The organism is Streptomyces sp. NPDC056948 (assembly GCF_042674225.1).
Classification (GTDB): domain Bacteria; phylum Actinomycetota; class Actinomycetes; order Streptomycetales; family Streptomycetaceae; genus Streptomyces; species Streptomyces purpurascens.
Map to the genome: position 1 here is coordinate 1 of NZ_JBHUQX010000245.1, position 14,232 is coordinate 14,232.

Annotated in this window: 14 protein-coding genes and 2 pseudogenes; 5 read left to right on the top strand and 11 right to left on the bottom strand. The window is 69.2% G+C overall.

The window, feature by feature from the left end:
- Window positions 1-2: 2 nt before the first annotated feature.
- The 3 genes from ACFTZL_RS27790 to ACFTZL_RS27800 form a co-directional block, all read right to left on the bottom strand.
- Window positions 3-1,223: an esterase/lipase family protein gene (locus ACFTZL_RS27790; protein WP_382588045.1), complete on the bottom strand. Its 1,221-nt coding sequence runs from the start codon at window positions 1,221-1,223 to the stop codon at window positions 3-5.
- 510 nt (window positions 1,224-1,733) lie between these two features.
- Window positions 1,734-1,994, bottom strand: coding sequence for a hypothetical protein (locus tag ACFTZL_RS27795; protein ID WP_382588047.1), 261 nt, complete (start codon window positions 1,992-1,994; stop codon window positions 1,734-1,736).
- Window positions 1,991-2,365, bottom strand: a complete 375-nt coding sequence (locus ACFTZL_RS27800) for an alpha/beta fold hydrolase (RefSeq protein WP_382588049.1) — start codon at window positions 2,363-2,365, stop codon at window positions 1,991-1,993. Before ACFTZL_RS27800 ends, ACFTZL_RS27795 begins: the two co-directional genes overlap by 4 nt.
- Before the next feature lie 52 nt (window positions 2,366-2,417).
- Between ACFTZL_RS27800 and ACFTZL_RS27805 the strand changes: the two are divergent.
- Both ACFTZL_RS27805 and ACFTZL_RS27810 read left to right on the top strand, forming a co-directional pair.
- Window positions 2,418-2,522: pseudogene (locus tag ACFTZL_RS27805) on the top strand (TetR/AcrR family transcriptional regulator); the annotation flags it as partial.
- Between the two features lie 12 nt (window positions 2,523-2,534).
- Window positions 2,535-2,966 (top strand): hypothetical protein, encoded by a 432-nt coding sequence (locus ACFTZL_RS27810; protein WP_382588051.1) that lies wholly within the window; start codon window positions 2,535-2,537, stop codon window positions 2,964-2,966.
- A 295-nt stretch (window positions 2,967-3,261) separates the two neighbouring features.
- On the opposite strand, the gene ACFTZL_RS27815 is transcribed toward ACFTZL_RS27810, so the two are convergent.
- From ACFTZL_RS27815 to ACFTZL_RS27825, 3 genes are all read right to left on the bottom strand, one after another.
- Window positions 3,262-4,125, bottom strand: a complete 864-nt coding sequence (locus ACFTZL_RS27815; protein ID WP_382588053.1) for an NAD-dependent epimerase/dehydratase family protein — start codon at window positions 4,123-4,125, stop codon at window positions 3,262-3,264.
- 128 nt (window positions 4,126-4,253) lie between these two features.
- The gene (locus ACFTZL_RS27820) at window positions 4,254-5,375 is read right to left on the bottom strand and encodes an FAD-dependent oxidoreductase (RefSeq protein WP_382588055.1); all 1,122 of its coding nucleotides are present in this window, start codon (window positions 5,373-5,375) and stop codon (window positions 4,254-4,256) included.
- A 394-nt stretch (window positions 5,376-5,769) separates the two neighbouring features.
- Entirely contained in the window at window positions 5,770-6,291 is a 522-nt protein-coding gene (locus ACFTZL_RS27825; RefSeq protein ID WP_382588057.1) for a hypothetical protein, read from the bottom strand.
- A 332-nt stretch (window positions 6,292-6,623) separates the two neighbouring features.
- Between ACFTZL_RS27825 and ACFTZL_RS27830 the strand changes: the two genes are divergently transcribed.
- The 3 genes from ACFTZL_RS27830 (at window position 6,624) to ACFTZL_RS27840 (ending at window position 9,295) form a co-directional block, all read left to right on the top strand.
- The gene (locus ACFTZL_RS27830) at window positions 6,624-7,316 is read left to right on the top strand and encodes a metal-dependent hydrolase (RefSeq protein ID WP_382588059.1); all 693 of its coding nucleotides are present in this window, start codon (window positions 6,624-6,626) and stop codon (window positions 7,314-7,316) included.
- On the top strand, window positions 7,313-7,888 hold the full coding sequence (locus ACFTZL_RS27835; RefSeq protein WP_382588061.1) for a helix-turn-helix domain-containing protein: 576 nt from the start codon (window positions 7,313-7,315) through the stop codon (window positions 7,886-7,888). The genes ACFTZL_RS27830 and ACFTZL_RS27835 overlap by 4 nt, the downstream gene beginning before the upstream one ends.
- 810 nt (window positions 7,889-8,698) lie before the next feature.
- Complete coding sequence (locus ACFTZL_RS27840; RefSeq protein WP_382588063.1) at window positions 8,699-9,295, top strand: ester cyclase; 597 nt, start codon at window positions 8,699-8,701, stop codon at window positions 9,293-9,295.
- A gap of 209 nt (window positions 9,296-9,504) precedes the next feature.
- Here ACFTZL_RS27840 and ACFTZL_RS27845 read toward each other — a convergent pair whose 3' ends face one another.
- The 5 genes and pseudogenes from ACFTZL_RS27845 to ACFTZL_RS27865 form a co-directional block, all read right to left on the bottom strand.
- Window positions 9,505-9,798 (bottom strand): hypothetical protein, encoded by a 294-nt coding sequence (locus ACFTZL_RS27845; RefSeq protein WP_382588065.1) that lies wholly within the window; start codon window positions 9,796-9,798, stop codon window positions 9,505-9,507.
- Window positions 9,799-9,922: 124 nt separating this feature from the next.
- Window positions 9,923-10,261: a hypothetical protein gene (locus ACFTZL_RS27850; protein ID WP_382588067.1), complete on the bottom strand. Its 339-nt coding sequence runs from the start codon at window positions 10,259-10,261 to the stop codon at window positions 9,923-9,925.
- A 199-nt stretch (window positions 10,262-10,460) separates the two neighbouring features.
- Window positions 10,461-11,789: an erythromycin esterase family protein gene (locus tag ACFTZL_RS27855; RefSeq protein ID WP_382588069.1), complete on the bottom strand. Its 1,329-nt coding sequence runs from the start codon at window positions 11,787-11,789 to the stop codon at window positions 10,461-10,463.
- A 103-nt stretch (window positions 11,790-11,892) separates the two neighbouring features.
- Window positions 11,893-13,854, bottom strand: coding sequence for a spermidine synthase (locus ACFTZL_RS27860; RefSeq protein WP_382588071.1), 1,962 nt, complete (start codon window positions 13,852-13,854; stop codon window positions 11,893-11,895).
- A 139-nt stretch (window positions 13,855-13,993) separates the two neighbouring features.
- Window positions 13,994-14,232: pseudogene (locus tag ACFTZL_RS27865) on the bottom strand (DUF2236 domain-containing protein); the annotation flags it as partial.

A 14,232-nucleotide genomic window follows, 5' to 3' on the forward strand; every position in this document is an offset into this window, starting at 1 on the left:
GGTCAGTCGGGCAGCCGGTCCAGCAGCCACTCGCCGAGTTCCTGGGTGATGGCGGTGTGCGCCGTCGTGTCCGAGGAGCAGATGAACTCGTCGAACTCGCTCTCCTCCGGGGCCAGGCCGTCGATGTTCACGTAGAGGTCCTTCTGCTGGTCGATATCGCGGATCGCGACCGCGCTGATCGAGGGCACGAAGCAGACCTCCTCGTGCCGCAGATCGACCTGGGCGCCGGCCTTCTTCAGCGCGTCGGCGAGGATGCCGTACGAGCGGAGCGTGCCGCCGGGGGCGCCGTCCAGTTCGGGGAACTCGTTCGTCGTGATCGTCTTCTCGGCCGAGGGGAACCTCCGCTTCAGCTCGGCGACGATGACGTCCTTGCCCTGTGCCTGGGTGTAGAAGGTCGTGCCGGGGTAGATCCGCTCGACCTTCAGCGCGGTCTCGCCGGGCGGAATCGGGAGGCCCGTGCCGTCACCGCGGCCGTTGGCCAGCGCCAGCTTGAGGGGGATCTGCGGCCAGCCGCCGATCCGCGCCAGCTCCTCCAGGAACTCCTTGCGCTCGGGGGCGATCCCGATCTCTCCGGTCGCCGGGTCGTAGTGCCGCCAGAGCATCTGCCGCGCGGCCGGGCTGTTCATCTGCCGGGCGAAGGGGTTCGGGACCGGGATGAAGTGCGAGAACGCCTGGAGGCCGATGGGCACGGCAGCGCCGCGGTGCGGGCTGTCGTAGGAGAAGTACAGGCGGGTGCGGTGGTCCATCCGCCGCATCTCCATCTTGGCCAGGGCGTAGCGGGTGACCAGGCCGCCCATGCTGAAACCGCCCACGGTCAGTGGTGCGTCGCCCAACTGCTCGGCGGAGGTTCGCAAGATGGCGGCCATGGCCGCTTCGGCGTTGTCCAGAACCGAGGCGGAGCGCTCGTCGAAACCGAGCAGGATGACGTCGCGGCCCCGGCGGCGCAGTCCGCTCAGGAGCGGGTAGTCGCGGTCCAGACCGGTGTAGAGCCACTTCAGGTCGCTCTTGCCGAGGCTGAAGCCGTCGGCCATGATCACCGGCCGGACGATACCCCTGTTGCCCTCGCCGTAGAAGACGTGTGCGAAACCGTTCGGCAGTTCCCACTGCTCGTCCGGTTCCGGGACGGGATACGGCAGCGGGACCGCCGACTCGGCACTCACGGGGGCGGCGAGGGTGAACTCCCCGACGCTCCGCTCGGCCTGTTCGCGCTCTTGCTCGGACAAGGTCGTCTCCTTCCGTGCGCGCGCATTGCACAGCAGCCCGCTCCGGAAGCGGGCTGAAGGACTGTGAGCGGCGCGAGGACAGACTCATCGTCAGCGGTGTTGTCACTGGTCGGCCATGACTTGCCCGGTCCTTCATCCGTACGAAGGGACTGGGAGTGAGGGGCGAATACGTTCGGTGCGCCACCCGTTCGGCCCACTGGAGGGCGGCGAACGCCAAGTCGGTCCGGTGCGGACGCGCGTGGTGCGCCCTGAGCCCGGGGAAATCGACCGCCGGATCGCGTGCGCGCCGTGCACGACCCTTGCGGTGGTGTGGTGTGGGGCCTGTCGGCCCGCCGCCGGGATAGCTAGAACGCGTACAGGCTTCCCGGTCGGCGTCTCCGGCCGCTATAGCCCATTCCGCAGCCGTGGAATGCCGGGATCGCCAGTACTCCGCCCGGCCCTCGCCCAGAGCAGCGAGGTGGCCGTCGCGAAGTACGCCTGGTCCGGTCGGGAGCGGCTGGGTTCTGCTGCTCAGATGGCGGCGAGGGTGTTGAGCAGGTGGCCGAGTTCCGCCGGCGCCTGAATGTGGGCCAGGTGGCCCTGGCCGGGGAGTTCGTGGATTCCGGCGTGAGCGACGTGCTGCCGCACGTTGTCGAAGGACGTTCCGTAGGGGGCTGTTCCGCGATTGCACTGGCCGATGATCAGGTCGACTCGGTCCGCCAGTCGCGCCATCACATCCGGAGGCGACGCCGCGTTGAGCGCGCCGAGTTCGGCGTACAGGGGTCCGCTCAAGCGCCGCAAGATCGCCCAACCGTGATGGTCGGCCGAAGATCCTCTACATGCGTAGCGGAGAAGCCTGAGATCTGCCGATTTACGATCTCGACGCAGCGATCCCAGTCCGCCGTCTCCTCTGCGCTCTTCAGGTCCGGCAGTGCATGGCGTCCGAATGGCTGCATCACCGGCTCGTAGGCGATCACTTGAGGAATCTGGCGATCGTTGGCGGCCAGCAAGGTGATCAAGCCGCCGTAGCTCCAGCCGAAGAGCGCCCTCGTGCAATCGAACTCGTCGAGGACCACGCCGAGGTCCTCGACCTCTGTCCGCAGCGAGTACGAGTTGGTCAACGGGCCCGAGGAAGCGCGGCCCCGGCGGTTCACGACTACCACTGAGGGCCAAGCGTCGATGGTGCCCGCGACGCGGCGCCACAGCTTCTTCTGAATCGGGCGACGCGGCTACTCCGGCACCTCGACCCGCGCCCTGACCGCGGCCCTCGGGCTTTCCACTTCCAGCCTCTACGCCGCCTTCGGCAGCAAGGCCGGACTGTTCGAGGAAGCGGTGTGGACCTACGCCGAGCGTTACCGCGAGATCTACCAGCAGGCTGTCGCCGAGCAGGACGTCAAGACCGTCTTCGAACGCATCCTCACCGACTCGGTCCACGAGTTCACCCAGCCAAGCGACACGCATCCCGGGTGTCTCATCAGCAGCGCCGTGATGACCGACAGTACGAGCACGCTCGATACCAGCGCCTACGCCGCCGAACTGCACAGCTCGAACGAGCAGGCCCTCCTCGTGCGCATCGAACGAGCGATCCGGGACGGGGAACTAGCCGCCGGCACCAACGCAGTGGTCCTGACCGGGCTCATCCAATCCGTCTGGCACAGATTGTCAGTGCGGTCCAACGTCGACACGGCTCGCGAGGGCCTGCTCGCGACGGCGCAACTTGCTCACCAGCTGATCTGCCGGCAACTCACGTCACCAACGTCCTGATCCGCACCACCTAGTTGTCAGAGAGGCAGGCTTGTTGTCACCGGTGGGGCCGCGGGCCGTCGCCGGTGCGACTCCCAGCCACAGGCGCCGGTCGGGCATGAGGTGGTACAGGGCGGCGGCACGCCGATGCTGCCGACCAGGTCGATGGGCTCCTCGGCCAGGACGGCAGCGGCCGGGCCGGTGCCGCCGCGATCGGGGCGGTTGTGCATCTGCTGGCCACCGCTATGGAGGAGGGCCGTGACCTGTCCTCTATGAGCGGCATTCTGGCCGGATGTTCGGCCGCTCGGGCTTCGAGTCAGTCGGTCGTGCGGGCCTCGGCCATCAGTGCCCTCACCCCATGGCGCGGGCGGTAGCCGAGTGCCGCGCGCGCCCGCGCCGATACGTACACCCGGTCGATCGACGTCGGCAACTCCCAGCCGTGCCGGCCGAACCCGGCTGATATCTCGGGGACCCGCCGCGTGATGAGCGCGGCCGGATCGTGCCACAGTTGCCCACGGTCCTCGACCCGCCACGGATACGGGCCAGCGATGTTCAGCACCCCGACCGCCTTCTGGGGGCCCAGGACGGCGAGCAGGTGAGCCTCTGTCACATCGGCTATGTCCACACCCCGGTAGAGCCGATGCCGGGCCCGGACCGCCGGCGGTTCGGGGAAACACCGGGCGATGCGCAGACACACCGTGCTCATCGCGCCCGCCGCGGAGAGCACCAGGTCTTCGGCCGCGAGTTTCGTCTCGTCGTAGATGTCGCGCGGCCGGCAGGCGACGTCCTCGGTGACCCAGACCGCCTCGCCCACCGGCTCCAGCGCGTACCCGTACACCGAGGTCGAGCTCGTGTAGACGAAACGGCGCACCCCCGCAACCGACGACGCGTCCAGCAGGTCCCGGGTCGCCCTGACGTTGGTCTCACGGAACTCGTCGTCCGGGCGCACACCGACGTGCGGGGCGTGCAGGGCCGCCGTGTGGACGACCGCCCCGGCCCCGGACAGTGCGTGGCTCCACGCCACAGGGTCGCGCAGGTCCGCCACCACGGTTGTGTCGGGCGACGGCAGACGATCGAGACCGACGACCGGGCAGCCCGCAGCCCTGAGGCGGCGCACGATCGCCGAACCGACCAATCCAGCGGCCCCGGTCACCACGACATGCCTCGACTGCTGCGACATGAGCGCCCTCCCCTGGGCGAGCTGAACGGCACGGCCCAAAGCCCTGAGCGTAGGACCTTCTGAAGGCTGGGGGTGTCCGTTCGGCTCGCAGGGCGATCCTCAGGGCATCAGGTTGGGGCTTGAGTGGCTCATTGGCCCTTCTCGGTGAACATGTTGATCAGGCCATGGGGTGTGTTGTCGGCGGAGTCGATTCCGGGCATCTCGTCGGCTACGGTCTCGGCGCTGCGGGGGAACATGGCCTGCTCGTACTCGGTGAGCGCCGTCTCGATGTCGTCGGGGTGCGCGGCGAGGGCCGTGCCGAGTTCGGCGCCGTCGAGCATGGCCAGGTTGGCGCCCTCGCCGTTGGGAGCCGCGAGGTGGGCGGCGTCGCCGAGCAGGGTCACCCCTGGCACCCGGTCCCACCGGTGCCCGGTCGGCAGAGCGTAGAGGGGGCGCAGGACCGGCGGGATGTCGCTGTCGGTGATCAGCGCGGTGAGCTCCGGCGCCCAGCCGTCGAATTCCTTCGCGATCCGCGCGGTGGCCGTGGCGGCATCGGCGAAATCGATGGCGGCGAACCAGTCCTGCGGCTCGGACAGCCCCACGTAGGCGTGCAGAGTGTCGTCCTTTTCCCGGTGAGCGAAGATCTCCCTGCCGGGCGAAGGAGCGATCAGCATCCCGCCGCCGACCGCCTTCGCGGCGGCCGGGTGCCGGGTGCCGGCGTCGAACAGGTAGGTCTCGACGACCGATTTGCCTATGTACTCGGGTGTTGCAGTGGACAGCAGCGGCCGGACCCGTGACCACGCGCCGTCCGCGCCGACCAGCAGGCTGGTGACGACGGCGGTGCCGTCGGCGAACGTGACCTCGTGGCGACCCTCGCCGAGGGCGCGGGTGCTGCTGACCTTGTGCCCCCACCGCACGGTGCCGGCCGGGAGTGAGTCGAGCAGGACCTGTCGCAGGTCGCCGCGCTGCGCCTCGGGGCGTCCACCCGTGCCGTCGTCGGCTTGGTCGAGCAGGACAGTCCCGTCCCGGTCGAGGACGCGCAGCGCCTGGCGGCCCTCCAGAACGATGGCGTGGAACTCGTCCATCAGCCCGGCCGTCTTGAGTGCGAGCTGACCGTTGTAGTCGTGGATGTCGAGCAATCCGCCCTGCGCGCGCGACGAGGGGGAGGACTCCGCCTCGTAGACCGTGACCGGGATTCCGTGCACGTGCAGGACGCGTGCCAGTGTGAGTCCGCCGAGTCCGGCGCCGACGATCGTGACGTGGGTGTGCATGGTGGCTCCTTCGGGATCGGGCCGCCCGGTGAGCTCCGGTCGGCCGTCCCTGGAAAGGTGCCAGCCCCCGCCGACGAGCCACCGACAGCCGACCGACAGTCCCCGACAGTGCTCCGACATGGCACCGACACCGCAGATCAGTTGGGTGTCAGGTGGACACACCCCCTGGTTGAGCCCCAGCAGAGTGGGGACGGCGAGCGGTGGTGGCCGTTTGCAAGGAGCCTCAACACCCCGGGAAGCCTGCGCTCTTGTCGCTGTACACCGCGCTCATCCTCTTCATACTGGTCGGCATCGGCGGTGAGACTCATCGCCTCTGGCTCCTGGAGTCCGGCCGCCCTGCCCGCTGTGCCACTGGTGCATGGCCCGGCGATGCGGCACGTTGCCAGCGGAACGGTCAGGCGGTCCGGCAGAGCGCCGCCGGACCGGCCGGTGCGGAGGCGCGGGCTACGGTCGCTTGCACGGGACGGGCGGTGCGGGCGGCGGCCGCGACCCGTGAGTGGTTCCGCGCGAAGACAAAGAGGCGCAGCACCGCGAACCGCGCGACACCGGCGAGTGCGGAGGCGGACAGGTAGACGACCTGCTCGAGCGCCGCACCGGGTGCCGCCACCAACTGGTGCAGGACCAGCATCGCGACGCAGGTCGCCGCATACGCGACCGCTGCGGACCCGGCCGACTGCGCATGCTGGCGACATGTCGCGCGCCCGTCGGCGCCGAAGGTGAAGCGGGCGTGCAACTCGGTCGCGATGAGCGTGGAAACCGCGGTGATCAGGGCGTTGGCCAGAACCCACGGAATCCAAGAGGCGAGCGCCGCCACGGCGAAGCTGGAGGCGAGTCCCACTCCGCCGCCGCAGAGCACGAAGCGGGCGAAGGCGGTGAAGACGCTGGGTGCCGCCAGTTGTCGGCTCTGCGCTGCCATGATCCAACCCCCTTGATCGCTTACTCCCCGAAACGTGCACCGCTCGGCCTGCGAGGTTTCACGTGCGTTGTTTCTTGTAGAGAAAACGCTACGTTGCGTTCATAGGTTAGGCAACACACTTATTGCCTTCTACCCCTATCTGCACAGGCCGTAGCCTTGTTATCGTTGCAATGGCGTCATGCTAACGCAACAACCTAAGGGCCATTCGTTGCAATGGAATGAAGGCGAACGCTCCAGTAGCTGCACCCCTCGGCCCCGCACCGTCCGACAGGCAGCCCGTGCGTTCGTTATAGTGAACGTGTAGTTCGTTAATCTTTCCTAGTGAGGGCGTCATGCAGATCCCCGCCTACTACGCGGACACGTACGAGGAGCAGGCCCATACCCAGGTGGCCGCCATAGGCCAGCGCGACGGCGCGCCGTGGGTGGCGGTCGAGCGCTGTCTGTTCCATCCGCAGGGTGGGGGCCAGCCCGCCGACCGGGGGTGGGTGGAGGGCCATGAGATCGTCCCCGTCCGGGACCATGACTCCGGGCTGGTGGTGGCCGTGGCATGCGGTGAGGTCGCGCTGCCGGTCTTCTCGGTCGGGCAGCAGGTCGAGGTCCGCATCGACCTTCCGGCACGCATCGCGCATGCCGCGCTGCATACAGCCGGCCATCTGATCGAGGCGGCCGGGCGGGCGCAGGGCTGGGCGCTGGCCGCGAACAGCCACTTTCCCGGCCAGGCCCGGATCGAGTTCACCGCGCCGCAGCCCGACGCCCGACTGGACAGCCCGGAGGGCCGGGAGGAGGCCACCGAGGCGCTGCGGACGGAGGTTGCCAAGGCCATTGCGCAGAATGTGCCTGTGACTTGGGAGACCGACGCCGAGGGGCGTCGCATCGTGCACCTGGCAGATCTGCATTCGGCTCCGTGCGGGGGAACCCACGTGAGCGGTCTCGGCGACCTCGTCGACGTCGTGCTGCCGACGCTGAAGGTCAAGAAGGGCCGGATCCGCGTCTCCTACAGCGCCGCCCATCGGGAGCGGTCATGACTCCCCCGTCAGGCGAGCGCCGGCCCGCCAGCAGCACCGCGATCGCAGTCGGGGCGCAGATCCGCCAGCGCCGCGAGCAACGCGGCATGAGCAGTGCCGAACTGGCCCGCAGGGCCGGCTTGAGCAAGGCGACGTTGTCGCAACTGGAGGCCGGGCGGGGCAACCCGACCATCGAGACCCTCGACGCGCTCGCGATCGCCCTGCGCATCCCGCTGACCGACCTGCTGGCCCGCGACACCGACCCGGGACCGGTGTTCGTGCCCGGCACCGACCTGGCCGACGGCGAGGTGGGACGAGAGCTGCTGCGCCGGATCAGCAGCGGCAACAGCCTGGAGATCTGGCGGCTGCGCATGCCCCCCGGCACGCACCTGGACGGCGTTCCGCACGCGACCGGCACCATCGAGCACCTGCTCGTCTCCTCCGGCCGCCTCACCGCGGGACCCGCCGACGCCCCCACCGACCTGCACCCCGGCGACCTGCTCGCCTTCGCGGGAGATGCCCCGCACGTCTACCGCACCGGCCCCGAGGAGGCCGACGTCACCGTCGTCATCGCCTCCCCCATCATCAGCTGAAGGACCCCTGAACATGAGCGTCGCCGGCGCCTGCCCGGAGATCGTCCAGGCCGTCACCGGCGCCGCCCGTGGCTAGGAACTGCCTTGCGGCGCCGACCGGTTCTCCGTCGGCGCCCGGGCCCGCTTCGCCGAGATCTTCGAGCGGGACATCGACGTCCTGCCCGTCTCCACCGGGTCCGCGGCCAACGCCCTGAGCCTGGCCGCCCTCACCTCACCGTGGCGTGGGGCAGCGTGCTGTGCCACCCCGACACAGATCGTCTCCAAGAGTCGAGGCCAACATCCTCTTCTGCCGCCTCCCTCAGCCGGTCTTCGACCAACTCCTTACGCAAGGGTTCGCCTTCTACCACGATCGCTGAGAGCCGGGCGTCTGCCGCTTCGTCACCTCCTTCTCCACCGCCGAGCACGATGTGGACACCCTCCTTGAGGCCGTCCGCCGCCTCACCACCTGCCCCCTCACCCGGGGCGGCTGGATTGGGTGTCCACTTCGCCGGGCTCGCCGTCCGGATTCTCGCCCGGTGCCCTGGACGCGGCACCTGACGTTGGCGCGCCGCATGGGTAACCTGCCCCGCCGCACCGGGGTCTCCCCGCCGCCGGGAAGCGGCCGGCCGCCGCCGTCGCCCGCTCCCTCGACCGCCCCATCAGGCCGAGCAAGCCCGCACCGCACTCGCGGCCACCGGCGCCCTCAAGAAACGGCTCCCTCAGGGCGAGCGGTCAGTTGCCCCTGAGGCTGTGCTCAGGTCCGCTGTGCCTGGGAGCGGCTGGGCCAGGCTGGGGCGGCGCAAGCTCGCTTCCCTTGTCGAGACTGGGGGTGTGCGGTTCAGCAGCCCGCACGGGTTGCGGGCCGTGGGCCCGACCGGCGCAGTCCTGCTGGACGCCCTGTGCGTCTTCCGGGGCCAGTTCTCCGGGATTTGCTGTCACCCTGAAGTGAGGAACGACATGTACGACACCATCGGCGAGCGCAACATCGCCACCGCCAAGCAGCTACTCGAAGACGCCATGCCCGCTCTCGACTGGGACCTCATGCGCTCTCTGGTCACCCCCGACGCCCCGATCACGCGGGCGGGCTTCGCCGACCTCTACGCTGCCACCGGCGACGACATCCCCCGGAGCGGCAACTTCATCGAGTGGCTGGAATCCGGCTGGAAGAAGCTCTCCGAAGGGCTCAGCGACAAGACCTCGCAGGCGCAGGACGTGGTCGCCTCCGGCGATACCGTGATGATGAAGTTCCACATGACGGCGCTGCACTCCGGCACCTTTGCCGGCGCCCCGGCCACCGGCCGGCGCGTCGAGTGGGACGAGATCACGGTGCTGCGCTTCAACGACCAGGGCAAGATCACCGACATGTGGTACATGTGCCAGGAACTGGGCCTGGCCCAGCAGATCGGCTACCAGATGCAGCTGGCCTGAGCCGCTACCCCGCCTCACCGCCCCGGTCTCCGGTCCCCTGTATCCGGCGTGCCCTCCCGTCGGGGGCGCCGTGAAGGAAACGTATCGACACCGACAACTACTGTCGCGAGCTGGCTCGCGATCGCCCGGCGACCCGCATTTAGGCGAAGCAGACCGTCACCGCCGGGGCAGGGGTGTCCCGATGTGGAGGATGATGTTGCGGACACGACCTAGGCGTTGGCCTGGTGGCGCCGGGTCATCTTCCGTGGAGCGGCGTGGTGGGCGGGCTCGGCCGGATGGGCGGCATGCTGACGCCACAGCCAGAGTGACGTCATGGACAGCAGAGCGGTGAAGACACCCAGGAACAACACCGCTACCCACATCTGTCGGCTTCCAGGGGCCGCCCATCCCGCCGATGCGGCCGAGGCAGCCCACAAGGCGGCGCCCCCGGCGTAGAAGGTGCGGATCCTGCGCAGCTGGCGCAGGGCTCGTACGGATTCGGCGTGATCAGTTTCCGGTGCCATGGCGACGCAGGTACCCCGATACGCGCCCCCATCACCCCTCGGCAAAGCCCCTCGGGGCTGGCCTCTCTCGTCATGGCGGGCTGAGAGGAGGCGCCAGGAGTCGGCGGTGACCGCAGCATGCCTTTCAGGTTCTGTCGCGCTGGGTGTAGTAGAGACGGGTGGTCAGGTAGCTGGAGTACACGCTGGGTTCGTAGATCGTGTAGGGGGCGTACTCGATGGTGGCGGTCGTCGACGAGCTGTTCGTGGGCGCAGAGGCGAGCATCCGTTGGTCCCACTGCCGGGCGTACTCCTCCGCGCTCTCCTGGGGCCCTGGACGCAGGGTGGGTCCGTGGTCGTGGCGGTATCGCGCCACCTCTCCCAGGGCACCGGCCTGTTCCACCTCACCAGAGGTGATGACGGTCTCCTGGGGGACGGTCTGGAAGCGGACGGGGCCGGGGCTGAGAGTGAGGCAGGCGGCCTCCATACCGGGCCGTGGGGCGTGGACGTATCCGATGATCCAGCCTCCTTCCAGGCAGAAATGAGCAGAGCGGTCCTAGCATCGAGCCCAGCGACGGCACGTACGGGGTGGGCAGGAGCCAGGATCTGGGGCGATTCGCCAGTTGCAGTCCGGCCTCGGGACCGTCGCGCTCGGTGAATGACCCGCCCCGCCCTGGGGGGGGGACTCACCGGTCGCGCAGTCGCGCCGCCTCCACCCGGTGCAGGTGGATGAGGATGTCGTGGGTGCGGGCCAGGGCTATGTCGTACTCCCGCTCGGGGTAGACCGTGCCGATGCTGCGGGTCGGACGGGCCCGCTCCAGCCAGTCGCGGGCGGGTTGCGGCACCGTCCGCAGGTCGATGGCATAGTCCCGGAGGCCTACGCGGTCGAGTGTGTGCTCGTTGAGGCCGGTTCCGGCCGCACCGACGGTGAATCGCCGCACCTTGCCGTCCGGGCCGGTCGAGTTGAACGAGCCGCGGTCGAAGGTGAAGCCCACGCTCACATACGCCTCCCCCAGCCGGTCGCGCAAGAACGCCCCCTGCATTCCGGGGTAGTTGGCCGGGTCAGGGGTCTCGAAGCCGACGTGGGCGTTGTGCGCCGACAGCAGGACCTTGGTGCCCGTGTGCCGCTGCCACCATGCCGTGTTGTCCGCCATGACCTGGTCGCGGTAGCGCATGACGGCCGGGTGCTGGGTCTCGTCGTCGAAGGAGTAGAAGCGCGCTACCTGGTCGATCACCGTCGCGTGCTGCAGCGCCCAGTCGCCCGCCGTCCCCCTCGGGGACCGCTTCCGCAGCAGTTCCAGGGCCTCGCCGGTCCGGGCGGCCATCTCCCGGCGCTCGGCGAGGGGCCGATTCATGTACTGCTCCATGTACGCGCCGAGCGACACGGTGGGCCGCAGGCCGCGATACAGCTCGGTGAAACGGGCCAGGAGGTCGGGGTGGGCGCGTGCCACGTAGTCGGTGACCTTGTCGTACAGCTCCGGTCCGGCCCAGCCGAGGTCGTCGCCCATGAAGCGGACGGGGTCGTTCGGGTGCTGCCGGTTGTGGGCGCGCATCCACTCGACGAGCGCCAGGTAGTCGGTGTTGTTCCACCAGAGGTAGGTGCCCTGGAACTCCTCCCGCATGATGCGGCGGGGGTCGCCCTTCCCGTGCAGGACGTAGTCGTTGAGGCGCAGGCCGGTGCTCCAGCTGACCTCCAGTGCGAAGGTCCTGAAGCCCTTCTCCTCGACGAGATGGCGGAAGAGGCGGTGCTTCATGGCGAAGAAGTCGTGCGAACTGTGCGTGGCCTCGCCGACGCCGACCACCTTCGCGCCGCCGATCATCCGGTCGAGGGCGCGCAGGTCGCGGGTGTCCCCGCCGGGTTCAACGGTGCGTAAGGGGTGGGCGGCGCCGTCGAGGGCGGCCACGACGGTGCCCTCCGTCATCGTCGTGGCGGAGGCGGTCTGCGGCAGCGTCAGCGCCGTTCCGGTGAGGCCGGCGAGCAGGGTGAGGACGAGTCCCGTCCGAAGCGATTTCATGATCCCAGGTTCCCGTCCCGGACCGGCGTCGCCCATCCGGCGGTCCTCCGAACCCGGGTGCGGACAACCACTGGCCCCGGCGGGGGGATTTCCGCACCTGGCTTCAGGTCTTGGACTCGGCCGTCCCGCTGCCGGCCAAGCGCATGGCGACGCCCGCCCCCAGGTACAGCACGGCCACGACCAGCAGCAGCGTCTGATAGCCCGTCACCAGGGCCAGATACTCCAGCGCGCCCCCGGTCAGCGCGCCCAGCAGGTTCGCGCCGAACGCCGAGGTCGGGTCCGGGGCGAGGGCGAGGCGGTCCGAGAAGATGAGGTTGGCGCAGAAGATGGGGGCGAAGGCCAGGGCGATCGCGCAGGCGAGCCGGGCGGGGAACGGCAGCGACAGGACGGCCTCCGCCGGGACCAGCCAGGCTGCCGCGAGGGAGCTGAAGAGCAGAAGCTGCAGCAGGAACCAGTTGACCCGCGGCAGCTTGCGCCGGACCTCCACCGCCGCCAGGACCGCCAGGAGCACGCCGATGAAGACGAGGGCGTTGACCAGCCAGGTCGTGCCGAAGTAGAGCGCGAAACCGATGACGTTCTTCGTTTCGAGCAGCAGGAAGGCCGCGCCCAGCAGGAACATGTCGGTGTACCGGAACGTGCTTCGGACGCGCACGCCGGCCAGGCGAACCGACAGGAGCGTCACCAGCAGCATGGCGCCGAGCGCGCCCAGGTAGAGCGTGGGAATGCTGCGGTGGAGCAGGTAGGGGAAGGGGTGGTCGTCGGTCGCGGCCTGCGGGACAGCGCCGCTGGGCCGCCAGACCTGCTCGCAGGACTGGTCGGCGGTGGTCATTCCGGCCACCAGCACGGCCGCGTTCCGTTTGAACGTCGTCACACAAGGGGCGTGGCCGTAGACGTCGTCGAGGGTGCCGGCGAAGCGGTCGACCAGCCAGCTCTTCCGGTAGTAGTTGTACATGGCGAACGCGCCGTCCGGCGTCAGATGGTCGCGCGCGGCCTCGAACGCCTCCCGGGTGAACAGATAGCTCTCCAGGCGCAGATTGCTGGCGCCCGCCACCAGCGTCAGCGAGTCCGGCAGCGCCAAAATGATGAGGTCGTACTTGGTGTCCGTCCGCTCGAGGAAGGCCCGGCCGTCGTCGATGTGGACATGCACCCTGGGGTCGTCGTACGGCTTCGCGGGGTGCAGTTGGGCGCCGATCTGCTGCAGCCGGGGGTCGATCTCGACCGCGTCCACGTGCTCCGCTCCGTACGCGAGTGCGACCGCGACGTCATTGCCGTTGCCGGCCCCGATGACCAGTACGCGCTTGTGGGGGTTGCGGGGCGTCTGCTCGTACGCCCGCCGGTAGGGCGAGTTCTCGCGCATCAGCACCGGGAGCGGCGCGGTGCTCTGGTGGGGGACGCCGTTGGCGGAGATGTAGTAGGTCCGGGTCGTGGTCGGTGAGGGCTTGAGCTCGATCTTGTAGTAGGGCGACCAGGAGATGCCGGTCGTCGTCGACTCCATGAACAGCACGACGACCATCGCCGTCAGGGGGATGCCGTACAGCAGTGTGTTGCGCCGGCCGCCGAGGATCAGCAGGGCCACGGCGGCGAGTACGCCCCATACGACCGACGGGGCACGGAGCCAGGACAGTACGGCGAAGGACACCGAGCCGGTGAGGCTGCCGAGCAGGTCGTAGCGGTAGGCATTGAGTGAGGGAAGCTGGCGGAAGAGATCAGCGGTGATCTTGCCGATCCCGGCCATGATCACCGCGGTCAGCAGGAAGATGACCGGCAGCGTCACCCACTCGGGCAGGCCGGTGGTCTTCACCGCGGTGAAGTAGATGACCTGGCCGCTGCTCTGACGCACCTGCACCGGGAATTCGCGGACCAGGACGACGAGAAGCACGAGCGGGACCGGTGTCCAGCGTTTGAGCCAGTGTCCGCGCGCGGCGGGGATCAGGAACCCGATGCCGATACCGAGGAACGATCCCAGCAGGATGAAGTTCGAGAAGTAGCTGAGGTGGACGACGTTGGCGCCCGCCCATCTGATCAGTGCCAGCTCGACGAAGAGCATGGTGCTGCTGGCCAGCATGAGTCTCAAGCGCACCGAGGTTTCGGTTTGCCCGGTTTCGACCCGCTTCATACGCATGCACAGTGCCAGCTTCGGAGCGGCGAGTCGAGGTGCCTTGCCGGTGTGCGGTGCGGGAGCGATCTGCCCGCACTCGCGAGTGCTATGCCGCGCCGCGAGGCGGTGACATGGCCCAGCGGATGCCCGCGGTCACGGCCGTGCCGAGCGGGCGCACGCACGGGCCCTCGGCGACGGGGAGCCGTGGCAGCCCCAGTGCGCGCGAGGCCCAGAGCGGCAGGAGGGAGACGGCGTTGGCGGCGATGACGCCGTACGGGAGGCGGGCGAGGAGCGGGACGGGCGGGTTCAGCAGCAGGAACCGGGCCGAGCTGCGCGCCTCTTCGG